The organism is Salmonella sp. NW884 (assembly GCF_051700745.1).
Taxonomy (GTDB): Bacteria; Pseudomonadota; Gammaproteobacteria; order Enterobacterales; family Enterobacteriaceae; genus Salmonella; species Salmonella enterica.
Genome location: NZ_JAMMDE010000001.1, coordinates 566683 through 593441 on the forward strand (window position 1 = coordinate 566683; position 26759 = coordinate 593441).

The 26759-nt window shown below is 54.3% G+C and carries 27 protein-coding genes; 11 read left to right on the plus strand and 16 right to left on the minus strand.

The genetic code is table 11. The features are described 5' to 3' along the window. Window positions 1–59: 59 nt before the first annotated feature. Window positions 60–1019: a 23S rRNA pseudouridine(955/2504/2580) synthase RluC gene (gene rluC, locus NA197_RS02905; RefSeq protein ID WP_064043274.1), complete on the minus strand. Its 960-nt coding sequence runs from the start codon at window positions 1017–1019 to the stop codon at window positions 60–62. A 573-nt stretch (window positions 1020–1592) separates the two neighbouring features. Between rluC and rne the strand changes: the two genes are divergently transcribed. Further along, window positions 1593–4799, plus strand: a complete 3207-nt coding sequence (gene rne / locus NA197_RS02910) for a ribonuclease E (protein WP_064043275.1) — start codon at window positions 1593–1595, stop codon at window positions 4797–4799. A 256-nt stretch (window positions 4800–5055) separates the two neighbouring features. Here rne and flgL read toward each other — a convergent pair whose 3' ends face one another. The 11 genes from flgL to flgB all read right to left on the minus strand — a co-directional run bounded on the left by flgL (window position 5056) and on the right by flgB (window position 14906). Beyond that, the gene (flgL, locus tag NA197_RS02915; RefSeq protein WP_001223032.1) at window positions 5056–6009 is read right to left on the minus strand and encodes a flagellar hook-associated protein FlgL; all 954 of its coding nucleotides are present in this window, start codon (window positions 6007–6009) and stop codon (window positions 5056–5058) included. 14 nt (window positions 6010–6023) lie between these two features. Continuing rightward, window positions 6024–7685: a flagellar hook-associated protein FlgK gene (gene flgK, locus NA197_RS02920; RefSeq protein WP_000096425.1), complete on the minus strand. Its 1662-nt coding sequence runs from the start codon at window positions 7683–7685 to the stop codon at window positions 6024–6026. A 64-nt stretch (window positions 7686–7749) separates the two neighbouring features. Beyond that, window positions 7750–8700, minus strand: a complete 951-nt coding sequence (gene flgJ, locus NA197_RS02925) for a flagellar assembly peptidoglycan hydrolase FlgJ (protein ID WP_000578680.1) — start codon at window positions 8698–8700, stop codon at window positions 7750–7752. Further along, window positions 8700–9797 (minus strand): flagellar basal body P-ring protein FlgI, encoded by a 1098-nt coding sequence (locus tag NA197_RS02930; RefSeq protein ID WP_001518955.1) that lies wholly within the window; start codon window positions 9795–9797, stop codon window positions 8700–8702. Before NA197_RS02930 ends, flgJ begins: the two co-directional genes overlap by 1 nt. Window positions 9798–9808: 11 nt before the next feature. Continuing rightward, complete coding sequence (gene flgH / locus NA197_RS02935) at window positions 9809–10507, minus strand: flagellar basal body L-ring protein FlgH (protein WP_001174897.1); 699 nt, start codon at window positions 10505–10507, stop codon at window positions 9809–9811. Window positions 10508–10561: 54 nt separating this feature from the next. After that, complete coding sequence (gene flgG, locus NA197_RS02940) at window positions 10562–11344, minus strand: flagellar basal-body rod protein FlgG (RefSeq protein ID WP_000625851.1); 783 nt, start codon at window positions 11342–11344, stop codon at window positions 10562–10564. A 13-nt stretch (window positions 11345–11357) separates the two neighbouring features. Continuing rightward, window positions 11358–12113, minus strand: a complete 756-nt coding sequence (locus tag NA197_RS02945) for a flagellar basal body rod protein FlgF (protein ID WP_000349278.1) — start codon at window positions 12111–12113, stop codon at window positions 11358–11360. A gap of 20 nt (window positions 12114–12133) precedes the next feature. Next, the gene (flgE, locus tag NA197_RS02950; RefSeq protein WP_000010567.1) at window positions 12134–13345 is read right to left on the minus strand and encodes a flagellar hook protein FlgE; all 1212 of its coding nucleotides are present in this window, start codon (window positions 13343–13345) and stop codon (window positions 12134–12136) included. A 26-nt stretch (window positions 13346–13371) separates the two neighbouring features. After that, complete coding sequence (flgD, locus tag NA197_RS02955) at window positions 13372–14070, minus strand: flagellar hook assembly protein FlgD (RefSeq protein WP_000020450.1); 699 nt, start codon at window positions 14068–14070, stop codon at window positions 13372–13374. Window positions 14071–14081: 11 nt separating this feature from the next. Next, the gene (gene flgC, locus NA197_RS02960; protein ID WP_001196448.1) at window positions 14082–14486 is read right to left on the minus strand and encodes a flagellar basal body rod protein FlgC; all 405 of its coding nucleotides are present in this window, start codon (window positions 14484–14486) and stop codon (window positions 14082–14084) included. A 3-nt stretch (window positions 14487–14489) separates the two neighbouring features. Next, window positions 14490–14906: a flagellar basal body rod protein FlgB gene (gene flgB, locus NA197_RS02965; RefSeq protein WP_000887043.1), complete on the minus strand. Its 417-nt coding sequence runs from the start codon at window positions 14904–14906 to the stop codon at window positions 14490–14492. Between the two features lie 156 nt (window positions 14907–15062). Here flgB and flgA point away from each other — a divergent pair, with 156 nt between their 5' ends. The 3 genes from flgA to flgN all read left to right on the plus strand — a co-directional run bounded on the left by flgA (window position 15063) and on the right by flgN (window position 16534). After that, window positions 15063–15722 carry a flagellar basal body P-ring formation chaperone FlgA gene (flgA, locus tag NA197_RS02970; protein WP_001194088.1) on the plus strand — a complete coding sequence of 220 codons (660 nt, stop codon included), beginning with the start codon at window positions 15063–15065 and terminating at the stop codon, window positions 15720–15722. 91 nt (window positions 15723–15813) lie between these two features. Continuing rightward, on the plus strand, window positions 15814–16107 hold the full coding sequence (flgM, locus tag NA197_RS02975; protein WP_000020893.1) for a flagellar biosynthesis anti-sigma factor FlgM: 294 nt from the start codon (window positions 15814–15816) through the stop codon (window positions 16105–16107). Between the two features lie 4 nt (window positions 16108–16111). Then, complete coding sequence (flgN, locus tag NA197_RS02980) at window positions 16112–16534, plus strand: flagella biosynthesis chaperone FlgN (protein ID WP_000197547.1); 423 nt, start codon at window positions 16112–16114, stop codon at window positions 16532–16534. A gap of 81 nt (window positions 16535–16615) precedes the next feature. Here the strand turns inward: flgN and murJ are convergent, their stop codons facing one another. The 4 genes from murJ to rimJ all read right to left on the minus strand — a co-directional run bounded on the left by murJ (window position 16616) and on the right by rimJ (window position 20647). Beyond that, window positions 16616–18151 (minus strand): murein biosynthesis integral membrane protein MurJ, encoded by a 1536-nt coding sequence (gene murJ, locus NA197_RS02985; protein ID WP_064043278.1) that lies wholly within the window; start codon window positions 18149–18151, stop codon window positions 16616–16618. Window positions 18152–18454: 303 nt separating this feature from the next. After that, window positions 18455–19378 (minus strand): Gfo/Idh/MocA family protein, encoded by a 924-nt coding sequence (locus NA197_RS02990; RefSeq protein WP_001259725.1) that lies wholly within the window; start codon window positions 19376–19378, stop codon window positions 18455–18457. Between the two features lies 1 nt (window position 19379). Continuing rightward, window positions 19380–20027 carry a YceH family protein gene (locus NA197_RS02995; RefSeq protein WP_064043276.1) on the minus strand — a complete coding sequence of 216 codons (648 nt, stop codon included), beginning with the start codon at window positions 20025–20027 and terminating at the stop codon, window positions 19380–19382. A gap of 35 nt (window positions 20028–20062) precedes the next feature. Beyond that, a complete protein-coding gene (gene rimJ, locus NA197_RS03000; RefSeq protein ID WP_000468204.1) occupies window positions 20063–20647 on the minus strand; it encodes a ribosomal protein S5-alanine N-acetyltransferase in 585 nt (194 codons plus the stop codon). 236 nt (window positions 20648–20883) lie between these two features. On the opposite strand from rimJ, the gene mdtH reads away from it, so the two are divergent. The 7 genes from mdtH to solA all read left to right on the plus strand — a co-directional run bounded on the left by mdtH (window position 20884) and on the right by solA (window position 26732). Then, a complete protein-coding gene (mdtH, locus tag NA197_RS03005) occupies window positions 20884–22092 on the plus strand; it encodes a multidrug efflux MFS transporter MdtH (RefSeq protein ID WP_064043277.1) in 1209 nt (402 codons plus the stop codon). 63 nt (window positions 22093–22155) lie between these two features. Continuing rightward, complete coding sequence (gene grxB / locus NA197_RS03010) at window positions 22156–22803, plus strand: glutaredoxin 2 (RefSeq protein ID WP_000780893.1); 648 nt, start codon at window positions 22156–22158, stop codon at window positions 22801–22803. 124 nt (window positions 22804–22927) lie between these two features. Then, window positions 22928–23488, plus strand: coding sequence for a lipoprotein (locus NA197_RS03015; protein ID WP_000713057.1), 561 nt, complete (start codon window positions 22928–22930; stop codon window positions 23486–23488). 103 nt (window positions 23489–23591) lie between these two features. Then, window positions 23592–24638 (plus strand): dihydroorotase, encoded by a 1047-nt coding sequence (gene pyrC / locus NA197_RS03020; protein WP_000126587.1) that lies wholly within the window; start codon window positions 23592–23594, stop codon window positions 24636–24638. Window positions 24639–24711: 73 nt separating this feature from the next. After that, window positions 24712–24957 (plus strand): DNA damage-inducible protein I, encoded by a 246-nt coding sequence (dinI, locus tag NA197_RS03025; protein ID WP_001217763.1) that lies wholly within the window; start codon window positions 24712–24714, stop codon window positions 24955–24957. Between the two features lie 289 nt (window positions 24958–25246). Further along, complete coding sequence (gene bssS, locus NA197_RS03030; RefSeq protein ID WP_000414441.1) at window positions 25247–25501, plus strand: biofilm formation regulator BssS; 255 nt, start codon at window positions 25247–25249, stop codon at window positions 25499–25501. 112 nt (window positions 25502–25613) lie between these two features. After that, window positions 25614–26732 carry an N-methyl-L-tryptophan oxidase gene (gene solA, locus NA197_RS03035; protein WP_023227756.1) on the plus strand — a complete coding sequence of 373 codons (1119 nt, stop codon included), beginning with the start codon at window positions 25614–25616 and terminating at the stop codon, window positions 26730–26732. The last annotated feature ends 27 nt before the right edge of the window (window positions 26733–26759 follow it).

The window sequence follows — 26759 nt, forward strand, 5'->3', positions numbered from 1 at the left end:
ATGCGTCTTATCAGGCCTACGGTGCATCACACGATTGTAGGCCTGATAAGCAACGCGCATCAGGCTTTACTACGTAATACCTCAAGGCAGCGCTTCAATTGCTTATCCATTGGCGCTTCAATGCGCATGACATCGCCCGTTCCCGGATGCGTGAACTTCAGCGCCGCGGCGTGCAGAAAGAGACGTTTAAGACCGGTTCCCGCTTCGGTAAGCTGTTGATCAAACTCACGGTCGCCGTAGCGATCGTCGAACGCAATAGGGTGACCGGCATATTGGGTATGTACGCGAATCTGATGCGTACGGCCCGTGACCGGGCTACAGCGCACCAGCGTGGCGAAGGCATAACGCTCTTCCACCTTGAAGCGCGTTTCTGACGGTTTACCTTCCTGGCTCACGCGAACAATGCGTTCGCCGCTTTGCAGAATGTTCTTTAATAATGGCGCCTGTACGGTTTTAACGTGTGATTGCCACTGGCCGCGCACCAGCGCCAGATAATCTTTCTGCATTCCCTTTTCGCGCAGTTGCTCATGCAGCGAACGCAGCGCGGAGCGTTTTTTCGCCACCAACAGCACGCCGGAAGTATCGCGGTCAAGACGATGCACCAGTTCCAGGAATCGCGCTTCCGGGCGCAATGCCCGCAGCCCTTCGATGACGCCGAAACTTAACCCGCTCCCGCCGTGTACGGCGGTGCCGGAAGGCTTATTCAGCACCAGAATATGGTCGTCTTCATACAAAATGACGTCCGCCAACGCCGCCACTTTTTGCAAATGCGGCGACACGGCCTCTTCTTCGCGTTCAGCAACGCGAACCGGCGGAATGCGGACTTCATCGCCCGCTTCCAGTTTGTATTCCGGTTTAATGCGTTTTTTGTTCACCCGCACCTCGCCTTTACGCAAGATGCGATAAATCATACTTTTTGGTACCCCTTTCAGTTGGGTGCGCAAAAAGTTATCAATGCGTTGCCCCGCTTCGTCAGCGGCGATGGCAACAATTTTTACGGATGGCGTTTCTGTTTTCATGGGGGGCGATTCTAAATAGCCTGTGAGATTCGCGCCACACATTTTTCTATGCTTATAGAGACGTCTACGCCAGTGGATGAACATTTTTCACTGCGGTTTTGCTGGTTATTAAAGCGATTGGCTCGCGCTGGTGAAAAAACTGTGAGTAAGCGGGTGATAAATGGTAAAAGTCATCTTGCTATAACAAGGTTAGCAGTGGAATAATGATGCGGTTTCCGCACCGAAACTTGTTAAAACAAAAAGTTTAGCGGAATAACCCATTTTGTCTGACCGATCATCAACGCAGCAATGGCGTAAGACGTATTGATTTTTCAGACAGTTAGCGGGCTGCGGGTTGCAGTCCTTACCGGTAGATAGGATCTTCTCTGGAGAGTAATGCCCAGGCTGCTTCCCTGATAATTGCGCTGTGTTTCCGTATGAAATACAGGCAACCGACACTCTGCGCCTCTTTGAGCTGACGATAACCGTGAGGTTGGCGACGCGAAATAGTCACGAGGCCATCGGTTCATGCCCGGTAAGGCGTCACCATGCCCGCAGCTTAGTCGTCAACGTAAGAATAATGAGTAAGTTACGATGAAAAGAATGTTAATCAACGCGACTCAGCAGGAAGAGTTGCGCGTCGCCCTTGTAGATGGGCAGCGTCTGTACGATCTGGATATAGAAAGCCCCGGACACGAGCAGAAAAAAGCGAACATCTATAAAGGCAAAATTACCCGTATTGAACCGAGCCTGGAAGCGGCTTTTGTTGATTACGGCGCAGAACGCCACGGTTTCCTCCCGTTAAAAGAAATTGCCCGCGAATATTTCCCCGCTAACTACAGCGCTCATGGTCGCCCGAACATTAAAGACGTGTTACGCGAAGGCCAGGAAGTCATTGTTCAAATCGATAAAGAAGAGCGCGGCAACAAAGGCGCGGCGTTAACCACCTTTATCAGTCTGGCGGGCAGCTACCTGGTACTGATGCCGAATAACCCGCGCGCGGGTGGTATTTCCCGTCGCATTGAAGGCGACGATCGTACCGAGTTAAAAGAAGCGTTGGCCAGCCTGGAACTTCCTGAAGGGATGGGGCTTATCGTGCGTACCGCGGGCGTGGGTAAATCCGCCGAAGCGTTGCAGTGGGATTTAAGCTTCCGCCTGAAACACTGGGAGGCCATTCAGAAAGCCGCTGAAAGCCGTCCCGCGCCGTTCCTGATCCATCAGGAAAGCAACGTCATCGTACGCGCGTTTCGCGACTATCTGCGTCAGGATATCGGTGAAATCCTGATCGACAATCCAAAAGTGATGGAAATGGCGCGTCAGCATATCGCCGCGTTGGGCCGCCCGGATTTTAGCAGCAAAATTAAGCTGTACACCGGTGAAATCCCGTTGTTCAGCCATTACCAGATCGAATCGCAGATCGAGTCAGCGTTCCAGCGTGAAGTGCGCCTGCCCTCCGGCGGCTCCATCGTCATTGACAGTACCGAAGCGTTAACCGCCATCGATATCAACTCCGCCCGCGCGACTCGCGGCGGCGATATCGAAGAAACCGCGTTTAACACCAACCTGGAAGCGGCCGATGAGATTGCCCGCCAGTTGCGTCTGCGCGACTTGGGCGGCCTGATCGTTATCGACTTTATCGATATGACGCCGGTACGTCACCAGCGCGCGGTAGAAAACCGTCTGCGTGAAGCGGTGCGTCAGGACCGGGCGCGTATTCAGATTAGCCATATTTCCCGCTTCGGCCTGCTCGAAATGTCTCGTCAGCGCCTGAGCCCGTCGCTGGGCGAATCCAGCCATCACGTGTGTCCGCGCTGTAGCGGTACCGGCACCGTGCGCGATAACGAATCTCTGTCGCTGTCCATTCTGCGCCTGATTGAAGAAGAAGCGCTGAAAGAGAATACGCAGGAAGTCCATGCCATTGTTCCTGTGCCGATCGCCTCTTATCTGCTTAACGAAAAACGGACGGCAGTTAACGCTATTGAGACGCGTCAGGATGGCGTCCGCTGTGTCATCGTCCCGAACGATCAGATGGAAACGCCGCACTATTCCGTGCTGCGCGTACGCAAAGGGGAAGAAACGCCGACCCTGAGCTACATGCTGCCGAAGCTGCACGAAGAAGCGATGGCGCTGCCTTCTGAAGAAGAGTACGCCGAGCGTAAACGCCCGGAACAGCCTGCGCTGGCGACATTCGCTATGCCAGATGTGCCTCCGGCGCCGACGCCTGTCGAACCGGCGGTTAGCGTCGCCACGGCGAAAAAGGATAATGTTGCCGCCGCGCAGCCTGCCCAGCCGGGTCTGTTTAGCCGCTTCCTTAACGCGCTGAAACAACTGTTCAGCGGTGAAGAAACGAAAACCGTCGAAACAGCCGCGCCGAAAGCGGAAGAAAAAGCGGAGCGTCAGCAGGATCGTCGCAAGCCACGGCAGAACAACCGTCGCGATCGTAACGAACGCCGCGACACCCGTGATAACCGTGCCGGACGTGACGGCGGCGAGAGCCGCGACGATAATCGTCGTAATCGTCGCCAGGCGCAGCAGCAAAATGCGGAAACGCGCGATACCCGCCAGCAGGAAACGGCGGAAAAAGTGAAAACCGGCGATGAGCAGCAACAGACGCCGCGTCGCGAACGCAGCCGCCGCCGCAATGATGACAAACGCCAGGCGCAGCAGGAAGTAAAAGCGCTTAACCGCGAAGAACAACCTGTCCAGGAGACCGAGCAGGAAGAACGCGTTCAGCAGGTTCAGCCGCGCCGCAAGCAGCGTCAGCTTAATCAGAAAGTCCGCTTTACCAACAGCGCAGTGGTTGAAACGGTTGACACGCCGGTCGTCGTCGACGAACCACGCCCGGTTGAAAACGTTGAACAGCCCGTTCCAGCGCCGCGTACCGAGCTGGCGAAAGTTGATTTACCTGTCGTCGCCGATATCGCGCCGGAGCAGGATGATAGCGTAGAACCTCGCGATAATACCGGTATGCCGCGTCGCTCCCGCCGTTCTCCGCGCCACCTGCGCGTAAGCGGTCAGCGTCGCCGTCGCTATCGTGACGAGCGCTACCCGACACAATCGCCGATGCCGCTAACCGTCGCCTGCGCGTCGCCGGAAATGGCGTCCGGTAAAGTCTGGATCCGCTACCCGATTGTCCGTCCTCAGGAAACGCAGGTTGTTGACGAGCAGCGTGAAGCAGATCTGGCGCTGCCACAACCGGTTGTCGCTGAACCGCAGGTTATCGCTGCGACCGTAGCGCTCGAACCACAAGCGTCGGTACAGGCGGTAGAAAACGTTGCCGTTGAGCCGCAGACCGTCGCCGAACCACAGGCGCCGGAAGTCGTCGAGGTCGAGACAACGCATCCGGAAGTGATTGCCGCACCGGTTGATGAACAGCCGCAACTGATTGCCGAAAGCGATACGCCGGTGGCGCAAGAGGTTATTGCTGACGCCGAACCGGTAGCAGAAACCGCAGACGCGTCCATTACGGTGGCTGAAAACGTGGCTGATGTTGTCGTTGTCGAGCCAGAAGAAGAGACAAAAGCGGAAGCGGCTGTTGTGGAGCACACGGCAGAAGAAACCGTTATCGCACCGGCCCAGGTGGTGGAAAAGCCGCAGGACGTTGTCTGCGTTGACGACGATCATAATCACGCCAGCGCGCCGATGACGCGTGCGCCAGCGCCGGAATATGTGCCGGAAACCCCGCACCATAGCGACTGGCAGCGCCCTTCCTTCCACTTTGAAGGTAAAGGCGCAGCAGGCGGACACAGCGCCACACGTCACGCCAGCGCCCCGGCAACACGACCACAGCCGGTAGAATGATGTAAATGCTGATACAAAGCCGACCGCCAGGTCGGCTTTTTTATGCCCCTTACAGGGCGATGCCTCACCCCATGGCGTCTTTTAGTCACTCCAGGCGTTTATGAGATCGGGTGGGATAATACGTACGGATGGCGTCGCTACGGGCGCGACAATATGACCACTAACTCAATGACGACTAAAAAAATGCCCGCGCCGGGGTGGATGGCGCGGGCAGACAAAACATATCCAGTTTCGTGATATGTTTCAAAAAGAGGCGTTACCGGTTCAACTGGAAAAGCGACATTCCCTGCATGTCGGTAAACGTTTTATAGGACGCCTGTAATGCCGCCTGTTGCATGACGTAGGAGGAAATGACCGAGTTCCAGTCCACATCTACCAGATTGCTCATCTGCAGCTTCTGTCCCAGCGCACGGTCGCTTCCCAGTGAATCCAGCGTACTGAGTTCGCTCAGTTGCGTTCCCAGTTCCGCACGAACGGTCAGGACGTTATTGAGCGAATTTTTTAAGCCGCGATTGGTTTTATCAATGGCGGCAGCGGCCTTTTCTTTTTCCACGTCATTGCCTTCCACCGGGGTCTTGAGCGCGGCAATTGCCGTATCGAGCATGACAAACAGATTCTTTTCGGAGTCCGAGCCATCCGGTTCCGGCACCGCATTGCTGGTGATGCTATTAAAAATTTGCGCTCCCGTATGGCCAATTACCATCGTGCGTGCGGAATCCACCTGCTGGGTAACACTTTTCTCGCCGCCATGATAACCACCTGTCGCCTGGTCGAATGGCGCCGCTTCCGTTTTATACCCGGCAAAGATATAGCGACCATTGCCGTCAGTGCTGTTTGCCAGGTTCATCAGCTGATCGCGGATGCCCTGTAAATCCGTCGCCAGCGACGCGCGGTCATCGTCGCTTAACGTGCCGTTTCCGGCATAGACGATTTTTTCCTGCGCGGTTTGAATCGCCGTCGTCACCTGACTGAGTACGCTTTCTTCCAGCGACACTTTTTGGGTGGCAAACGTACGCGCCAGGGCGTACTGGCTATTCTGCGCCTGCGCCTGAGAGAGTACTACCGCCTGCGACGCGGCGATCGGATCGTCAGATGGGTTGGTAACGCGCTTACCGGTAGACATCTGCTCGCCCAGCTTCATCCATTCGGCCTGAGAATTAGTGATGCCGCTCATATTTTGTTCGTACATCATCTGGGTACTGATACGCATGTCATCCTTCTCCTTTAGCGAATATTCAGTAACGCATCAAACAGCGCATTCGCGGTCTGCAATACTTGCGCATTCGCCAGATAATACTGCTGATAACGCTGCAAATTGCCGTACTCTTCGTCGAGGTTAACGCCGGAAACCGACTGTTGCTGTTTATAAAGCTGTTTAACCACATTCGCCTGCGTGGTGCTGCTGGTTTTCAGCGTTGACGTTTTGTTACCCACATCGCTGACCAACGTGGCATAAGCATCGTTAAAGGTTTTGTTGCCGCCCACTACATTGCTGTTTTGTAAGTCCAGCAATGCCTGACCATTGCGGTTATCGCTGTCGCCGGTATCCACGTCAGGATCGAGTTTTGACTCAGACGCCATCGCAATCTCGGCTTCATTCGTCACTTTAACGTTCATGTCGACGATAGCATTGCTGACCGGCTTGAGAAGAAAACTGTCGTTTTTCTGTGCGCCGGTTCCTACCGTCACTTTCAGACCGTCAATCTCCAGTTTTCCGTCAGCATCTTTTGTCGCCGTGAAAGTGGTGTTATCCGCAGTGCGAGTAACCTGCCAGTCTGTACCGTCAAAAACAATCTTATAATCCGTCGCCTGAACCTTCGTGCTGTCGACCACCTTAGCGGTTAGCGATACCGTTTTATCGGCATTATTACTGTTGCTATATACCACCGGCGAGCCAATGCTAAAAAAGTCTTTCCCTTTATTGCCGTCGGCGTCATAACCTTTGGTATGCTGCGCGTTAAACGCATCGGCAAACGCCAACGCCAACTGGCCCAGCGTATTACGAGTCTGATCCAGATCCTGAGAACGGAACGTCAGTAATCCGCCGAGCGAACCGGTGTTCAGCAACTTTTCCGGAATTTCGATGTTACCGGCGGCCTCATCGACATAAGCGACAGTCGTTCGCGTCGGGTCGGCGCTGGAGGGAACCGCCGCCAACTGACGCGCCGTCGACCCCTGCACCAGCGTATAGCCATTGGCCATCGTCAGGTTATAGGTGCCGCCGTCCTGTACACTCACCTCGACGCCAACGATCTTGTTAAGCTCGCTAACCAACTGATCACGTTGATCGAGCAGGTCGTTCGGCGATGCGCCCGCGCCTACGCCCGTCATACGGGAGATTTGATCGTTCAGGTTAGCTATCTGCTTCGCGTAATTGTTGATTTGCGCCACGCTGGAGCCAATCGCGATATTGACCTGTTTATCCTGATCGCGCAGATACTGATCGGTGGTTTTGAACTGGTTTACCAGCCCTTCCGCTTTACCAATCAGCGCCTGACGCGCCGCAGGATCTTCCGCGTTACTGACTAACGTTTGCAGGCTGGTAAAAAAACTCTGCAGCGAGCCAGACAGTGAGCTGGATTTATCGGCCAGCAGGTTGTCGATTTTCGACATCTGTTCATAGCGCGTGGTCAAGCCGCTGCTCTGGTTTTGCGCGCCGCGTAGCTGATTAGTGATAAACGCATCATATTCGCGCTGTACGCCTGAAACGTAAACGCCATTACCTATCCAGCCGCCAGCCCCTAACGTACTGTTTGCCTGCGCCAGAATAGTTGTCTGCCGGGTATAACCCGCAACGTTATAATTGTTGATGTTATTACTGACCGTATTTAACGCGGCCTGCGCGGCGTTAAGTCCGCTCATGGCGTGATTAATCAAGCTGGACATGATGGTTCCTTTTAATCCTTCAATACTCGTTGTTATCGGCAGCGACTACGTGGACTTGAGCAATTTAAAAGAGATTGTCGAGATTCGCGCTGTAGGTTTTGCTGACCTTTTCACTCATCGCTTTCAACTGCTGAATCATGCTGGTCAATTTACGCGCGTAATTCGGGTCAGTGGCGTATCCGGCGTTTTGCAGGGCCACTGCGCCTTGCTCTGCCGTGGCGGCAGTGGTCACGGCAGCGTAGCGTGGGTTACGCGTTAACAGCGCGACATAATCCGATAACGCCTCCAGATACGAGTTATAGACGCGGAATTTCGCTTTCACTTTTTTCGCTTCGCCATTTTCGTATTCAGTGGTGGTGATTTCCGTCACCGGCCCTTTCCAACTGGCGGTCGCTTTCACGCCAAATACGTTATAGCTGGGTTCGCCATTCTCCCGCAGGATTTGCCGCTGCCCCCAGCCGGACTCCAGCGCCGCCTGCGCCAGAATCAGATGATGCGGCACCCCGCTTTGTTCGCTGGCCAGTCTCGCCGGGAGCGAAAGCCGGGCCAGAAAGTCTTTACTGTCGCCGGAGAGCGGCGCATCGCTGCTGTCCGGCGTTTTCGGTATGGCTTTGCGCACCAGTTGGGTCAGAGCCTGATTTTGATAGCTGTTTACCGTCTCCAGGGAGAATTTAAGCGGTACTTGCGGCGCATCATCTGCAGGCATCGTCTGCCCGCCCGTCATCTGTTTAACCATCATATCCGCCAGCCCCAATCCCTTACCGGCGGTCATCTGCTGGGCGATCTGCTGGTCATACATGCTGGTATACAGACGCGTCTGATCGCTGCTGAATAAACCATCTTTGGGTAAAGCCTCGCGCATACTTTTCAGCATCATCTGGACAAACATCCCTTCCACCTGACGGGCCACAGGACGGATATTCGCCGCCGGGTCCTGGCCCGCTTTCGCTTTCAGTTCGTTCAGAGATTGCGCATCCCAGGCCGCGCTGGCCAGCAATTTACCGTCTCCTATCATCAGATGATTTCCAGTTTGGCGCGTAGACAGCCCGCGCTCTGCATGGACTGCAAAATCGACATCAGGTCCATCGGCGTCGCGCCAAGCGCATTCAGCGCGCGCACTACGCTGTTCAGATTGGCGCTGGAACGCACGCTCTGTAGCGATCCGCCGCTCTGACGCAAATCTATCTGAGTCTGTGGCGTCACCACGGTCTGCCCGCCGCCAAATGGCGTATTCGGCTGGTTGACGTTGAGCTGGCGATTGACTGTCACTGACAAATTGCCCTGCGCCACAGCGCAGCTATCCAGCGTGACTTCCCGATTCATGACCACCGAACCGGTACGCGAGTTGATCACGACTTTTGCATCCTGCGGCGTCACGTTGACTTCCATATTTTGAATGTCCGCCAGAAAACGCACCTGCGAGCTGTTGCCGCTGGGCACGCGCACCTGTACCGTTCGCGCATCAAGCGCAGTGGCGCTGCCGTAACCGCGGGCGCGGTTGATGGCGTCGGTAATTTGCTGCGCCATCGTAAAATCTTCGTCGTTCAATTGCAGATTAATGGTGTTGCCAGCGCCGAACTGAGTCGGCAACTCGCGTTCGATAATCGCGCCGTTAGTGATGCGCCCGCCATTAAGCTGGTTAACCTGCACGCTACTGCCGCCTGCGGAAGCGCCCGCGCCGCCGACCAGAATATTGCCCTGCGCCAGAGCATACACCTGGCTGTCCACCCCTTTTAACGGCGTCATTAATAACGTCCCGCCACGCAGACTTTTAGCGTTCCCCATTGAGGAAACGACGACATCGATCGTTTGTCCCTGTCGCGCAAAAGGCGGATACGACGCCGTCACCATCACCGCCGCCACGTTTTTCAACTGCATATTGGTGCCGGTGGGGACCGTAATCCCCAGTTGTGACAGCATGTTATTCAGCGTCTGAGTGGTAAATGGCGTCTGGGTCGTCTGGTCGCCCGTACCGTCCAACCCGACCACCAGCCCGTAGCCGATCAGCGAGTTTTCCCGTACTCCCTGGACACTGGTCAGATCCCGGATACGCTCGGCGTGCGCCAGAGTGGCAACCAGTGCCAGAACGATTCCTGCAAGAGCTTTAAACACATACACCTCGCTTACATCGGCGACAAATTAAGGAAGAAACGTTGCAGCCAGCCCATATTTTGCGCTTCGTTAATATAGCCGTTCCCGACATATTCAATCCGCGCATCCGCCACCTGTGTCGAGGGAACGGAGTTGCTGCCGCTGATGGTGCGTGGATTTACCACGCCGGAGAAGCGGATGAATTCCGTTCCCTGATTAATCGCGATCTGTTTTTCCCCCACGACGTGTAAATTGCCATTGGCCAGAACCTGATCGACGGTCACGGTCAGCGTGCCGCTAAAGGTATTGCTGGCATTCGCGCCGCCTTTGCCGTTAAAAGAGTTGCCGCCGGAGGCCTCCATATCCGCGCGGGAATTACCGAATAATCCCTGCAGATAACGCGGTACCGTATCAAAACCAAAACTGGTTTTGCCGTCGCGACTGGCATTTGCCGACGAGCTTTTACTGGCGCTGACGTTTTCCTGTAACACAATCGTGAGCGTATCGCCGATATTACGCGGTCGACGATCTTCAAAAAGCGGCTGATAGCCATAATTAATCGGCTGCGCAGACTGAAATATGGAGCCATTCGCCACCGGTACCGGGCCAGGTATCGGCTGCGCCGTGGTCGCCCCCTGCACGAGCGGTTTAGCGGGTATCCAGGCGCATCCTGTCAGCGTCGCGACCATCAGGGCCATAACTGGGTAAGCGTGAAGCGCGTATTTTTGCATTACCTTCATCTTCAAAATCAGGGAGCCGGTGGCGTATCCCCCACCGGCGGCCCCTTAGAGTTGCGTCAGTTTCTGCAGCATCTGATCGGTCGTCGATACTGCTTTACTGTTAATTTCATAGGCGCGTTGAACCTGAATCATGTTCACCAGCTCTTCCGCCACGTTAACGTTCGACGTTTCGACATACCCTTGATACAACAACCCCGCGCCGTTGAGCCCCGGCGTGCTTTCGTTCGGCGCGCCGGACGATTGCGTTTCGATATAGAGGTTCTCGCCAATGCTTTCCAGCCCGGTGTCGTTCATAAAGGTGGTCAGGTTAAGCTGCCCGACCTGAACCGGCGCGGCCTGCCCCTGCTGGGTAACGCTGACCACGCCGTCGCGGCCAATCGTGATGCTTAACGCGTTGGCCGGAATGGTGATTGCCGGCTGCACCTGAAAACCGCCCGCCGTCACCAGTTGACCATTCTGATCCACCTGGAAAGAGCCGTCGCGGGTATAGGCAGACGTACCGTCCGGCAGCATGACCTGGAAAAAGCCCTGCCCTTTAATCGCCACATCTTTACTGTTGTTGGTCTGCGACAGGTTCCCCTGACTGTGCAGACGCTCCGTGGCGACCGGACGCACGCCGGTACCGATTTGCAGCCCTGAAGGCAGCGTCGTCTGCTCGGACGACTGCGCGCCCGGCTGGCGGATGGTCTGATACAACAGATCTTCAAATACCGCGCGCTGACGCTTAAAACCATTGGTGCTGACGTTTGCCAGGTTATTGGCAATCACATCCATATTGGTTTGCTGCGCGTCCAGACCGGTTTTGGCGATCCATAATGAACTGATCATAAAATGTCCTGTATTAACTCATCGACAGCAGTTGGTTAGCTCGCCCTTCGTTCTCATCTACGCTGGTGATAACCTTCATCTGCATTTCAAAACGACGTGCGTTGGCGATCATGTCGGTCATGGCTTCAACCGGCTTGACGTTACTGCCCTCCAGCACGCCCGACATAATGCGAATTGACGGGTCGGCGGCCAGTACCGCCCCGCGTTCAGCCTGTGCCTCGGCGGTAAGGCGGAATAAACCGTCATCGCTCCGCTGCACCTCATTGCCTTCCGCTTTGACCAGCTTCAGTCGCCCAACGGGCGCCACCGTGTTTGGCGGGTCGCCGGGATTGAGCGCGGAGATCGTGCCGTCTGCCGCAATGGTGATTTCCGACCCTTCAGGAACGGTAATCGGGCCGCCTTCGCCGATAACCGGATGTCCCTGAATGGTTAACTGCCCGGTCGGACCCACCTGGATATTCCCGTTACGGGTATATCCTTCAGCGCCATCCGCCGCTTGCACTACCAGCCAGCCGTCCTGCTGTAACGCGACATCCAGCGGACGGGAGGTGTAGTCCAACTGACCCGGGGTCATATCCGCCCCGGGCGTCGACGCCGTAACCAGCGTGCGCGTTGCTAAAGAGAGGCCATCAACGGGCACCGCGCGTAGCGCGTTAAGCTGCGCGCGAAAGCCCGGCGTTGAGGCATTAGCCAGGTTGCTGGCCGTTACCGCCTGCTGGTTAAGCGTCTGGCTGGCCGCCCCCATAGCGGTATAAATTGCGTGATCCATTAAGCTATCCCGTCAGGCGCTTAGCGCAGGTTAACCAGCGTATTGAGGATCTGGTCCTGAGTTTTGATGGTCTGCGCATTCGACTGGTAGTTACGCTGCGCGACGATCATATTCACCAGCTCTTTACTCAAATCCACGTTAGAGGCTTCCAGCGCGCCGTTCGTCAGCTTACCGAAGTTGCCGGAACCGGCAGTCCCCAGCAGCGCAACCCCGGAAGCCTGCGTCGCCGCCCAGACGTTATCGCCCTGGGATGCCAGACCTTCGTTGTTGGCGAAGTTAGCCAGCACAATCTGCCCCAGCACCTGCTCCTGCTCGTTGGAGTAGTTGCCAACCACGGTGCCGTCGTTGTTAATCTGGTAGCTCACCAGGTCGCCCGGCTTATAGCCGTTTTGATTGGTGGCGACGATGTTATTAGCCCCGGTGTTCTGCTGCATGGAGTTAAGGAAGCTGAGGGAGAAGGTGGCCGCTGTCGCGCCATTAATCGTACCGGTGGTGATGTTCACCGTACCGCCAGACTCCAGAATCCCGTTTTCATTGAATTTCAGCGTAGTGGACGCCGTTGTTGGCGCAGTGGCTGCAGGATCGCTGCTGTCATGGGTGTACACAGCCCATTCATTATCTTTGGTTTTCACAAAATAGACGTTCATGTCATGGGCATTACCCTGGCTGTCATAAACGGTGACGGTGCCTTTTTTGTTATACGAATCCGCATCACTCACGCTAAAGGGCGTTTTAGACGGTACAGGGTCCGTTGAGTTCAGGTTGATCTGCATTGACGCGGTGGTGGTCGATTTCGCCGCCATCAGCGTGTTCGGAATGGTGATCGGCGCAGGATTCGCCCCCTGCTGAATGGTCGGCGGCGTACCGGTGGCCGGATAGCCGGTCAACTGCATCCCCTGCATATTGACCAGATTACGGTTCTCGTCCAGTTTGAACTGGCCGTTGCGGCTATAGAACACGGAACCGTTGCTGTCTACCAGGCGGAAAAAACCGTTCTGGCTAATCGCGACATCCAGCCCGCGCCCGGTGTTCGTTGTCGTACCGTCGGTAAAATCCTGGGTAATCCCCGCCACTTTTACGCCCAGCCCCACTTTGGAACCGGCGAACATATCGGCAAATGATGCCGTACCGGACTTAAAGCCATAGGTGGCGGAGTTGGCGATGTTATTACCGATAACATCAAGGTTGGTGGCCGCAGCGTTCAGGCCGCTAACCGCTTGAGAAAAAGACATGACTGACTCCTGATAAGTGTAAGGGCTTAGATTATTTGCCGAACTTCGTCGAGTGTGGTGGTGCCGTAGGTACCCAGATCCAACAGGTTGCCGTTACTGCCCTTCGTCACGCCCTGTACCAGAGCGAATTGCAGCGGCTGCGCCACCAGTTGCGTCCCGCCATTGCTGGCGGTAATCGCAATGTTGTAAGAACCATTCGGTACCGTTGTTCCGTCCGTTTGCTTACCATCCCAGGTAAAGGTGTGTACCCCGGCTCGCAACTCACCGATCTCCAGCGTCCGTACCACCCGGCCATCTTTATCGGTAATGGTTGCCGTCACTTTGTCCGCAGGCTGTTGCAATTCCACGCCAAACGGCGTCGTGGACGTCACGGCCCCTTCTTCCGCGCCTTTACCCGCCAGAATTGTGGTGCCAGGCACCATAACGCCATGTCCAATCAGCGTGGTCGCCTGTAGGGACTGACTATTATCGATTTGCCCGGAAATAGCCCCCAGCGTCGTATTCAGTTTTTCAATGCCGCTCACGGTACTGATTTGCGCCAACTGTGTCGTTAACTCATTATTTTGTAATGGGTTAGTCGGGTCCTGGTTCTTCAATTGCGCGACCAGTAAGGTCAGGAAACTGCTTTGCAGATCGGCAGCGTTGCTTCCGGTCATCGACCCGCTGCCGGTCGTCGTTTTGACGCCCGTGTTGGTCGGGTCATTCATATTTACGGCAATAGACATACGCGCCTCCTTTACTGGCCTAATGTCAGCGTTTTAAGCATCATGCTTTTTACGGTATTCAGGACTTCGATATTTGCCTGATAGCTGCGCGAGGCTGACATCGTGTTAACCATTTCGCCGACCACATCGACGTTGGGCATTTTGACGTAACCATTAGCGTCCGCCAGCGGATTGCCTGGCTCATAAACCAGCTTTTCCGGTGCCTGACTTTCAATCACGCTGGCGACCTTTACCCCGCCAGTGGCTTGACCCGGCGCGGCGTCCACCTGAAAAACCACCTGTTTGGCGCGATAAGGCTGTCCGTCCGGGCCGGTGACGCTATCCGCATTCGCCAGGTTACTGGCCGCAACGTTCAACCGCTTGGACTGCGCGGCAAGCGCCGATCCGGCAATATCAAAAATGTTTAACAGCGCCACGAATTAGTTTCCTCCCTGTAGCACATTCATCATGCCTTTGAGTTGGCTACCCAGAACGGTAAGCCCCATCTGATATTTGAGACTGTTATCCGCAAACTGCGTACGTTCCCTGTCCATATCTACGGTGTTACCATCCAAAGAAGGCTGATCGGGTACGCGGTAAAGCAGATCCACTGCGGGAGAAGAGACCGCCTGGGCGGGAATATGGTGAGAGGAAGTCAACGTTAACGCGACGCCGCCGGTTTCTTCCCGTCCACGCACCATCACCTTTTTTAACTCACTGGCAAAATCAATATCGCGCGCCTGATACCCCGGCGTATCGGCATTGGCGATATTCGCCGCTAATATTTCCTGACGTTGCGCGCGCAGATTTAGCGCTTCCTGCTGAAATCGTAAGGCGGCATCGAGCCTGTCGAGCATATCTCCTCCGCAAATGGCAAAATTCAGCCGACAGCTTAAATGCCTTCACGCGCGCGTTATCGCCGGAATAAACGCAAAATGCGTCGCTATTTATTGCGTTGATGCCTGCTTCACACGGGTAGAATCCTGTCATGACATCAACCAGGGGGAAGTACCATGCAAACGTTAAAACGAGGATTCGCCGTGGCGGCTTTGCTGTTCAGCCCCCTGACAATGGCGCAGGACATCAACGCCCAGCTGACCACGTGGTTTTCCCAGCGTCTGGCTGGCTTCAGCGACGAGGTGGTTGTCACGCTCCGTTCATCGCCCAATCTGCTACCGAGCTGCGAACAGCCAGCCTTCAGCATGACGGGCAGCGCGAAGCTGTGGGGCAACGTCAATGTGGTGGCGCGCTGCGCCAATGAAAAACGTTATTTGCAGGTGAATGTGCAAGCGACCGGCAATTATGTCGCCGTTGCCGCGCCCGTCGCGCGCGGCGGAAAATTGACGTCGGCCAACGTCACGTTAAAACGTGGCAGGCTGGATCAGTTACCGCCGCGAACGGTACTGGATATCCGTCAGATTCAGGATGCCGTCAGTTTGCGCGATCTCGCTCCCGGGCAGCCGGTACAGCTTACGATGATACGGCAGGCCTGGCGCGTCAAAGCGGGGCAACGAGTACAGGTCATCGCCAATGGCGAGGGTTTTAGCGTCAATGCGGAAGGCCAGGCGATGAATAATGCCGCCGTCGCGCAAAATGCGCGCGTGCGCATGACATCGGGTCAAATCGTGAGTGGAACCGTCGATTCTGATGGGAATATTCTTATTAACCTATAATTGTGTAAAGATTTTGTCGCGGCTGCCGATGAGATATTCAACCATGATGGTAGCTGGCCGCTACAACGTAACCCTCGATGAGGATAAATAAATGAGCATTGACCGTACCTCACCTTTGAAACCCGTTAGCACTGTCCAGACGCGCGAAACCAGCGACACGCCGGTACAAAAAACGCGTCAGGAAAAAACGTCCGCCGCGACGAGCGCCAGCGTAACGTTAAGCGACGCGCAAGCGAAGCTCATGCAGCCAGGCGTCAGCGACATTAATATGGAACGCGTCGAAGCATTAAAAACGGCTATCCGTAACGGTGAGTTAAAAATGGATACGGGAAAAATAGCAGACTCGCTCATTCGCGAGGCGCAGAGCTACTTACAGAGTAAATAAGCGTATGACTCGTTTGTCAGAAATACTTGACCAGATGACCACCGTCCTGAATGACCTGAAGACGGTGATGGACGCCGAGCAACAACAGCTTTCCGTAGGCCAGATTAACGGCAGCCAGCTACAGCGTATTACAGAAGAAAAAAGCTCGTTGCTGGCGACGCTGGATTATCTGGAACAACAGCGCCGTCTGGAGCAGAATGCGCAGCGTAGCGCAAACGATGACATTGCAGAGCGCTGGCAGGCGATTACCGAAAAAACGCAGCATCTTCGCGACCTCAACCAGCACAACGGCTGGCTGCTGGAAGGGCAAATCGAGCGTAATCAACAGGCGCTGGAGGTGCTGAAACCTCACCAAGAGCCGACCTTGTACGGGGCTGACGGTCAGACTTCCGTCTCTCACCGCGGCGGTAAAAAAATTTCTATCTAATCATTGCCGGATGGCGACGTTGCGCCTTTCCGGCCTGAATGCCTTGTAGGCCTGATAGCACAGCGCTATCAGGCACTGAATTTACGCCGTCCGGCGAACAAACTCTTTCACTTTAAAGCCCAGCACGGCAAGCGCGGCGAAATAGGCCGCGATACCCGCGATCACTACCGCCATCAAACGCAGCAAACGCCATAACATCGACCCTTGCGACCACTCCGGCATAATATGCAACACGCCGAACAATACGGCGGCCATCACCAGTACGGAAATGATCAGACGCATCAGGAACCACATCCAACCCGGTTGTGGCGTAAAGATATTCTGTTTGCGCAGTTGCCAGTACAGCAGCGACGCATTGAGACATGCCGCCAGACCAATAGAGAGCGACAGCCCGGCGTGTTTCAGCGGTCCAATAAACGCCAGGTTCATTAACTGAGTCATGATTAACGTCACTATGGCGATTTTCACCGGCGTTTTAATATCCTGGCGAGAATAGAAGCCCGGGGCCAACACTTTTACGACGATCAAGCCAATCAGCCCCACCGAATAGGCGATTAACGCCCGCTGCGTCATCGCCGCATCAAAGGCGGTGAATTTACCGTACTGAAACAGCGAGACCGTCAGCGGCTTCGCCAGAATGCCTAACGCTACCGCGCTCGGCAACGCCAGTAAAAAGCACAAACGCAGCCCCCAGTCCATCAGGCGGCAGTACTCATCATGATTGCCGCTGGCAAAACTTTTCGACAATGACGGCAACAGGATGGTCCCCAACGCCACGCCCAGCACGCCGGACGGGAACTCCATCAACCGATCGGCATAGTACATCCATGAGACCGAGCCGGAGGCCAGAAACGAGGCGAAAATGGTATTGATGATAAGGGAGATCTGACTGACGGAAACGCCCAAAATCGCCGGCCCCATCTGTTTGACCACCCGCATCGCCCCGGTGTCGCGAAAGTTAATGCGCGGCAGCACCAGCATACCGATCTTTTTCAAATACGGAAGTTGATACACCAGTTGCAGCACGCCGCCGACGGTGACTGCCCAGGCTAACGCCAGCACCGGCGGATTAAAGTATGGCGCGGCGAATAATGCAAAACCGATCATGCTGATATTAAGAAATGTCGGCGCAAAAGCGGGAATAGAGAAGCGATTCCAGGTGTTGAGAATGGCGCCAACCAGTGAAGCCAGCGAGATCAGCAGAATATAGGGAAACGTAATCCGCAGCAGTTGCGTCGTCAGCGCGAATTTATCCGCAGTATCGGCAAAACCCGGCGCGGTTACCATAATCACCCACGGGGCGGCCAGCATACCGGCCACCGTCACGACGGCCAATGCCAGCGTCAACAGGCCGGAAACGTAAGCGACAAAGATCCGCGTCGCTTCTTCACCCTGCTTGCTCTTATATTCCGCCAGGATAGGCACAAAGGCCTGAGAAAAAGCGCCTTCGGCAAAGATCCGGCGTAGTAAATTAGGGAGTTTAAACGCCACAAAAAAGGCGTCGGCCGCCATCCCTGCGCCAAAAATTCTGGCGACAATCGCATCACGGGCAAAGCCCAACACGCGTGAAAACATAGTCATCGAGCTGACGGCAGCCAGCGATTTCAATAAATTCATTTCTTTTGTATTCCAGACCCTGGCGTAAAACTCCTGCATGGCTGATCCATCGACCGGATAACGCAACTTCTGCCGTATCCGGCTGTATCACCGCGCCTGACGGCGACGTTAAAACGTCTTATCAGGCCTTACAGACTCCCCACGGTTTGCCATTATTCACTGTGAAAAGAGGTATTATGTAGAGTGGGCATATATACCCGCCATACTTCGAGCTGCATGTGCGTTAGCTTTTCTGCAACTCGAATTATTGAGGGTATAGTACCTGGATTACGATGAATTACTACCGCCAGATGTTACAGAGGGTTATTCGCTGATGGCGTCCCGCCACAGCGCCTCCACGACGCGCTGGGCCAAAATCGCCTGCTCCCCCGCCGTTTCCGGAACCGTCTGATTTTGTACGCAGTCAATGAAATGCCGCGCGCATCCGACAAAACCACGCTGCTCAAGCGTCGTTTGCCAACCCGGAATGGGTTTGATGAGAATACCCTGCCCGCGCTCTTCGCGCCATTCACGCATATCCGTCACGTCATACAACCCGCCGTCGGTGACGGCCTGGACCGATTCACGCTGACTTCCGGCGCGCCGGTGCATACTGGTGGTAATTTGTAATTTGTCGGCGGAAAAATGATGTTCCGCATAGCACATTTCGCCGGACTCGCTGGTGAGCAACGTGCCGCTGGCAAGGCGCGCCTCGCCGCCCGCCAGCCACAGAGCGGTATCCACGACATGCAGATAGTCATCGAGCAAAGTAAAACGTAAGTCATGCGGCCCGATGCTATCGGTACGATGTTTATCCATACGCAGTGACGCCGCAGTGCCGAGGCGCGTCTTCAGTTCACGGTACAGCGGCGCGAAACGGCGATTAAAGCCAACCATCAGCGTCAATTTTTTTTGCGCCGCCAGCGCCACCAGCCGTTCGGCATCACGTAGATTTTCCGCCAGCGGTTTATCCACGCAGACATGGACGCCAGCGTTGAGAAGTTCGCTGACCACGGCATAATGGCTTGCGGTACTGGAGTGGACGAAGACCGCATCGCAGCCGGACGCTAAATTCGCCAGCGAATCCACATACGGTATGCGCCAGCTTTCGCAAATACGTAAGGCTTTATCCCGCGAAGGAGACCAGGCGCCCTGTAACGTCCATCCGGCGGTGTTGGTTAATACCGGCAGCCAGGCCTTCTGCGCAATACCACCTAACCCGACAATGCCAATCCGTAATGTTCTCACATTACTCTCCCAGGTGAGCTAACAAAGAATCCAGCCGCTGCTTTAACTCCGCCACTTCGCTTTCCAGCGCTTCGACGCGCGACTGAAGATCGCCCGACGCACTTTCCGGCGCAGACGTCTGGAGAGACAGTTCATCGACGTCGCCGCAAAAAAGGTGCATATAGCGGCTTTCGCGCTTACCCGGTTCACGCGCCAGACGGACGACATACGGGCCGTCCTCACGACTGGCAAGCCGTTCCAGCGTGGATTCAACTTCCGCCATATCGCTGAATTCATGCATCCGCGACGCCCGGCTACGCAACTCGCCGGGCGTTTGCGCGCCGCGCAGCAGCAGCGTAGTGACGAGCGCCACTTCCGCCGCGCTAAGTTTCAGATCGCCAAATTCGGAATTACAGAAGCGCTGTTCATATTTGGTGACGCGGTTGCCAAACCCGCTGACCGTACGCAGAAAGTGGCGTTTCACCAGGTTATCGAGCTGTTCTTGTACCTCTTGTTCCGTCAGGTTTATCACCGGTTCACGGTTGGTTTTCTGATTACAGGCTGTCACCACCCCGTTGACGGAAAGCGGATACTGTTCCGGCGTTGTCACCTGCTTTTCCAGCAGACAGCCAATCACTCGCGCTTCAGTGGCGGTTAATTCATATTTCATCGTTTTCTCCCTTTGCCTCTCATTCCGTAAGCCGCTCAACGCCCCGGCGTCCATAACGGCGTGGTTAACGCCGTCAGGACATGGTCGCGCCATTGTCCATCAATCAACAGGTAATCTTTCGCATAGCCTTCTTTCTCAAAGCCAAGCCGCGCCAGCAACGCGCCGCTACGTTTGTTGTGCGGCATATAGTTCGCCATGATACGGTGGATATGCTGAGTGCGCTGCATATAGCGAATCGCAGCGGTTAAGGCTTCAAACATCAGCCCCTGCCCCTGCCACTTCTGCGCAATGGAATAGCCCAGATAACAGGCATGAAAAGAACCGCGCACCACATTGGAAAAATTCGCCACGCCGATAATTTCTTTTTCTTCCGGATCAAGTAGCGCGAAATAGAAGGCGGAGCCCTGTTTGTGAAATTCACCGATCATTCCCAGACGCGCCTGCCATCCTGAAGGATAACAATGACTTTCATCACGGACCGGTTCCCAGGGTTTTAAAAAATGACGATTTTCCGCGTAATAATCGGCCAGACGCCAGGCATCACGCTCATGCACTAAACGTACCACCAGACGATCGGTGGTTAAGCGCACTTTTGGCACGTTACTACGATAGCCAAACATTCTATACCTACTCCTTCCTGTAACGTCTTCAGCACGCCAGTAACATTACTATACCTGCGCAACCAGGCTCTGTGAAAAGCGCAAATCGTCATTTTTTGAATTGCTGCCACTTTTTGATGAAAACTCTCGATTAAAAAGGACTTTTGATAAAAAAATATTGTCCCGCTAACGGTAGGAAAAAACGAAACGCCGCCGCAGAATAGAAGACGCTCATCTTTTATTTCCCGGGAGGGGAAATGTCGCGCGTCTCGCAGGCGAGGAACCTGGGTAAATATTTTCTTCTCATCGATAACATGTTGGTGGTGCTGGGTTTTTTCGTCGTCTTCCCGCTCATCTCTATTCGCTTTGTCGATCAAATGGGGTGGGCTGCCGTAATGGTAGGGATCGCGCTCGGCCTGCGTCAGTTTATTCAACAAGGTCTGGGCATTTTTGGCGGCGCCATCGCCGATCGCTTTGGCGCGAAACCGATGATTGTCACCGGTATGCTGATGCGCGCCGCAGGCTTTGCCACCATGGGTATCGCGCATGAGCCCTGGCTCTTGTGGTTTTCCTGCTTTCTTTCCGGTCTCGGCGGTACGCTTTTCGACCCGCCGCGTTCAGCGCTGGTGGTCAAATTAATTCGTCCGGAGCAACGGGGCCGCTTCTTCTCTCTGTTGATGATGCAGGACAGCGCGGGCGCGGTGATTGGCGCGCTGCTGGGAAGCTGGTTGCTACAATACGAATTTCGCCTGGTCTGCGCGACAGGCGCTATTTTGTTCATATTATGCGCCCTTTTCAATGCATGGCTGCTTCCGGCCTGGAAGCTATCAACGGTCAGAACGCCGGTGCGTGAAGGAATGCGCCGCGTCATGAGCGATAAAAGGTTTGTCACCTACGTGCTGACGCTGGCGGGCTACTATATGCTGGCGGTACAGGTCATGTTAATGCTGCCGATTATGGTAAACGATATCGCCGGTTCGCCTGCTGCCGTGAAATGGATGTACGCTATTGAGGCGTGTCTCTCGCTGACGTTGCTCTACCCGATTGCCCGCTGGAGCGAAAAGCGTTTTCGGCTGGAGCATCGGCTGATGGCCGGTTTGCTCGTCATGTCGCTGAGCATGCTCCCCATCGGGATGGTGGGCAATTTACAGCAGCTTTTTACGCTTATTTGCGCTTTCTACATCGGCTCGGTTATCGCCGAACCGGCGCGCGAAACGCTCAGCGCGTCGCTCGCGGACGCGAGGGCGCGGGGAAGCTATATGGGCTTTAGCCGTCTGGGATTAGCCATTGGCGGCGCGATTGGTTATATCGGCGGCGGCTGGTTGTTTGATATGGGGAAAGCGCTTGCGCAGCCTGAACTACCGTGGATGATGCTCGGTATTATCGGCTTTATCACCTTTTTGGCTTTAGGCTGGCAATTTAGTCATAAGCGCACGCCGCGCCGGATGCTGGAACCCGGCGCCTGATTTGATACCTGTCGCTATCTCCTCCATACTGGTCAGGAACCGACAGTCAAATGGAGGAGAAACGTGAAGCTTTATATTTACGATCATTGCCCTTTCTGCGTTAAAGCCCGCATGATTTTCGGCCTGAAGAACATCCCCGTTGAACTTAACGTGTTACAAAATGACGACGAGGCGACGCCCACCCGGATGATTGGTCAAAAGATGGTGCCCATCCTGCAAAAAGATGATAGTCGCTACCTTCCTGAAAGTATGGATATTGTACATTATGTCGACAACCTCGACGGCAAACCGCTGTTAACCGGGAAACGTAATCCAGCCATTGAAGAGTGGTTGCGCAAAGTTAACGGTTACGTTAATCAGCTACTGCTGCCGCGATTTGCAAAATCCGCTTTCGATGAATTTTCTACCCCTGCGGCGCGCCAGTATTTTATCCGCAAAAAAGAAGCCTCATCTGGCAGTTTTGACAACCATCTTGCGCACTCTGCCGGACTGATTAAAAAGATCGGCGATGATTTACGTTTGCTGGATAAACTCATCGTACAGCCTAACGCCGTTAACGGCGAATTATCGGAAGATGATATTCATCTGTTTCCGCTTCTGCGTAATCTGACGCTGGTCGCCGGTATCCACTGGCCGACAAAAGTCGCGGACTATCGCGATAATATGGCGAAGCAGACGCAAATTAATTTACTCTCCTCAATGGCTATCTAACTCCCGCCAGGCGGCAACCCTTTCTTGCCGCCTTTTTCAGCTTTTTCTAGTGGCACCATGTCCGCTGGCGCGACATGCTGCTTTGTGTCAAGATTAGGGCACAGGCAACATGCTAAGGAACGCCATGAAAAAGTTTTTTTTTGCCGCTGCGCTGGTAGTTAGCGGCCTGTTAGTGGGTTGTAATCAACTTACGCAATACACCATTAGCGAACAAGAAATCAATCAAGCGCTTGAAAAAAGGAATAATTTCTCAAAAGATATTGGTCTGCCCGGCATTGCCGACGCGCATATCGTATTGACTAACCTTGTCAGCCAGATTGGTCGGGAAGAACCTAATAAAGTCACCCTTACTGGCGATGCCAGGCTGGATATGAATTCCCTGTTTGGCAGTCAAAAAGCGACGATGAAACTCAAGCTAAAAGCCCTGCCGGTCTTTGATAAAGAAAAAGGCGCCATCTATCTTCAGGAGATGGAAGTAGTAGACGCCACCGTGACGCCGGAGAAAATGCAATCGGTGCTACAAACGCTCCTGCCCTATTTAAATCAGTCTTTACGTAGCTACTTTAACCAGCGGCCCGCTTACGTGTTGCGTGAGGACAGCAGTAAAGGCGAAGCGTTAGCGAAGAAACTCGCGAAAGGCATTGAAGTTAAACCTGGTGAAATCGTTATTCCTTTCACCAATTGATTTCGGAGGGCGCGCTCGCGCCCTTTTTTTACGTGCAAACGAAAACGTTTCCGCTTATCCTTTGTTTCCGGCAAAAAGACTATTCCTCAGCCGGAGCTTATTAATGACTGCACCATCCCAGGTTTTAAAGATCCGCCGCCCGGACGACTGGCACGTTCACCTTCGCGATGGCGACATGTTAAAAACGGTCGTACCCTATACCAGCGAAATTTATGGTCGCGCTATCGTGATGCCGAACCTGGCGTCCCCCATCACGACCGTTGATGCAGCGATCGCCTACCGCCAGCGTATTCTCGATGCGGTGCCCGCCGGGCATGATTTCACGCCGTTAATGACCTGCTATTTAACGGATTCGCTCGATGCCGATGAACTGGAGCGTGGTTTCCATGAAGGCGTGTTTACTGCGGCTAAGCTTTACCCGGCCAATGCCACCACTAACTCCAGTCATGGCGTAACGTCAGTCGACGCTATCATGCCGGTACTGGAGCGGATGGAAAAACTCGGAATGCCATTGCTGGTCCACGGTGAGGTGACCCATGCGGATGTTGATATCTTCGATCGCGAAGCGCGTTTTATCGACACCGTAATGGAACCGCTACGCCAGCGTCTGACCGCGCTTAAAGTGGTCTTTGAGCACATCACGACCAAAGATGCCGCGCAGTATGTACGTGACGGCAACGACTACCTGGCGGCTACCATTACGCCTCAACATTTAATGTTTAACCGTAATGATATGCTGGTCGGCGGCATTCGTCCTCACCTGTACTGTCTGCCGATTCTGAAACGCAATATTCACCAACAGGCGTTACGCGAACTGGTTGCCAGTGGTTTTACGCGCGCCTTCCTGGGGACGGATTCAGCGCCGCATTCACGTCATCGTAAAGAGACCAGTTGCGGCTGCGCCGGTTGTTTCAACGCCCCCTCCGCCCTTGGCAGTTATGCCGCCGTGTTTGAGGAAATGAACGCGCTGGCGCACTTTGAAGCGTTCTGTTCACTGAATGGCCCGCAATTCTATGGCCTGCCGGTGAATACGGGGTGGGTGGAACTGGTTCGCGATGAACAACAGGTACCGGAAAATATCGCGCTGGCTGATGATTCGCTGGTGCCTTTTTTAGCGGGTGAAACAGTACGCTGGTCAGTAAAAAAATAAAAAATGCGCTTACCTGTTGCTATATATTGGATTTAACTGTATATATATCCAGTATATTCAACAGGGGGCCATTATGCGTATTGAAGTCACTATAGCCAAAACGTCACCTCTGCCTGCCGGTGCGATTGATGCGCTGGCGGGCGAACTCTCCCGCCGTATTAGCCATCATTTTCCGGAGAATTTGGGTAACGTCACCGTGCGTTACGCTACCGCCAACAACTTGTCGGTCATTGGCGCATCAAAAGAGGATAAAGAACGCATTAGCGAGATTCTCCAGGAGACCTGGGAGAGCGCTGATGACTGGTTCATCAATGAATAAAAAATGATATGCAGTGATGTATGTTTGCCGGGTCGCCCCGGCTTTTTTATTTGCGCAACTGATGAATATTTCGCCTGACCGTCAAAATAATTGCACAACATCCTAAAAAAATATGAATGAACTGCCGCTTTATTGTTCATATAATTCTTAAAAAGAGAAATTTATCCTCCGGTCTCTTTAAAAACGCAGTGAATAGCCTTATTAATTGGTATACTGAAGTTGCTTCAGAAGAAAAACACGCATTGAACCTCGAGAACCGTTGTCTTATAACACGTACCAGGGGGGCATGATGGAAAAGAATAATGAAGTCATTCAGACCCATCCGCTTGTAGGATGGGACATCAGCACCGTCGATAGCTATGATGCGCTGATGCTGCGTTTACACTACCAGACCCCAAATCGTCCGGAACCGGAAGGGACTGAAGTTGGTCAAACGCTCTGGTTAACAACAGATGTAGCCAGGCAATTTATTTCAATATTAGAAGCCGGCATCGCCAAAATAGAATCAGGCGATTACCAGGAAAACGAGTATCGTCGCCATTAGCGTGACGCGCTCCCCCTCTCTCAGGCACCGTAAGGTGCCTCACTTATTTCTGGCTTGTATATCTCAGCGCAGTTATTTACCCTGAAATCATCGCGATAGCAGAGAGAAGCTGATGAAATACGACCTTATTATTATCGGCAGCGGTTCGGTTGGCGCCGCCGCTGGTTATTACGCCACCCGCGCCGGGCTAAAGGTCCTGATGACCGATGCGCATATGCCGCCTCATCAACAGGGCAGCCACCACGGCGATACCCGTCTTATCCGCCACGCTTATGGTGAAGGCGAAAAATATGTCCCGCTGGTGCTTCGCGCCCAGACGCTTTGGGATGAACTCTCCACACACAATGAAGAGCCTATTTTTGTCCGCTCCGGCGTCGTCAACCTCGGCCCGGCCGATTCCGCTTTCTTAGCCAACGTCGCACGAAGCGCGCAACAGTGGCAATTGAACGTCGAGCGCCTGGACGCGACGGCCCTCATGACGCGCTGGCCGGAAATTCGCGTGCCCGATAATTATATCGGGCTGTTTGAAGCTGACTCCGGTTTCCTGCGCAGCGAATTAGCCATTACCACATGGCTTCGTCTGGCCCGAGAAGCAGGCTGCGCACAGCTATTCAACAGCCCGGTAAGCCATATTCACCATGATGATAACGGTGTGACGATAGAGACGAGTGAAGGCTGCTACCACGCCAGCAAGGCGCTGATTAGCGCGGGCACCTGGGTCAAAGCGCTGGTACCGGAGCTGCCCGTTCAGCCCGTACGTAAAGTTTTTGCCTGGTTTAAGGCGGATGGACGTTACAGCACTAAAAACCGCTTTCCGGCCTTTACCGGCGAAATGCCCAACGGCGATCAATATTACGGTTTCCCGGCGGAGAACGACGAGTTAAAAATCGGCAAACACAATGGCGGACAGCGAATACAGGCTCAGGAAGAGCGCAAGCCCTTTGCCGCCGTTGCCAGCGATGGCGCGGAAGCATTTCCTTTCCTGCGTAACGTACTGCCGGGTATCGGCGGTTGTTTACATGGGGCGGCATGTACCTATGATAATTCGCCGGACGAGGATTTTATTATCGATACGCTGCCTGGTCATGAGAATACGCTTGTCATCACTGGACTCAGCGGACATGGTTTTAAATTCGCCCCCGTGTTAGGAGAAATCGCTGCAGATTTTGCGTTGGGAAAAACGCCCTCCTTTGATCTGACGCCGTTCCGGCTGTCCCGTTTTAGCCAATAATTTGTCGGCCCCGTAAAGGGGCTGTTT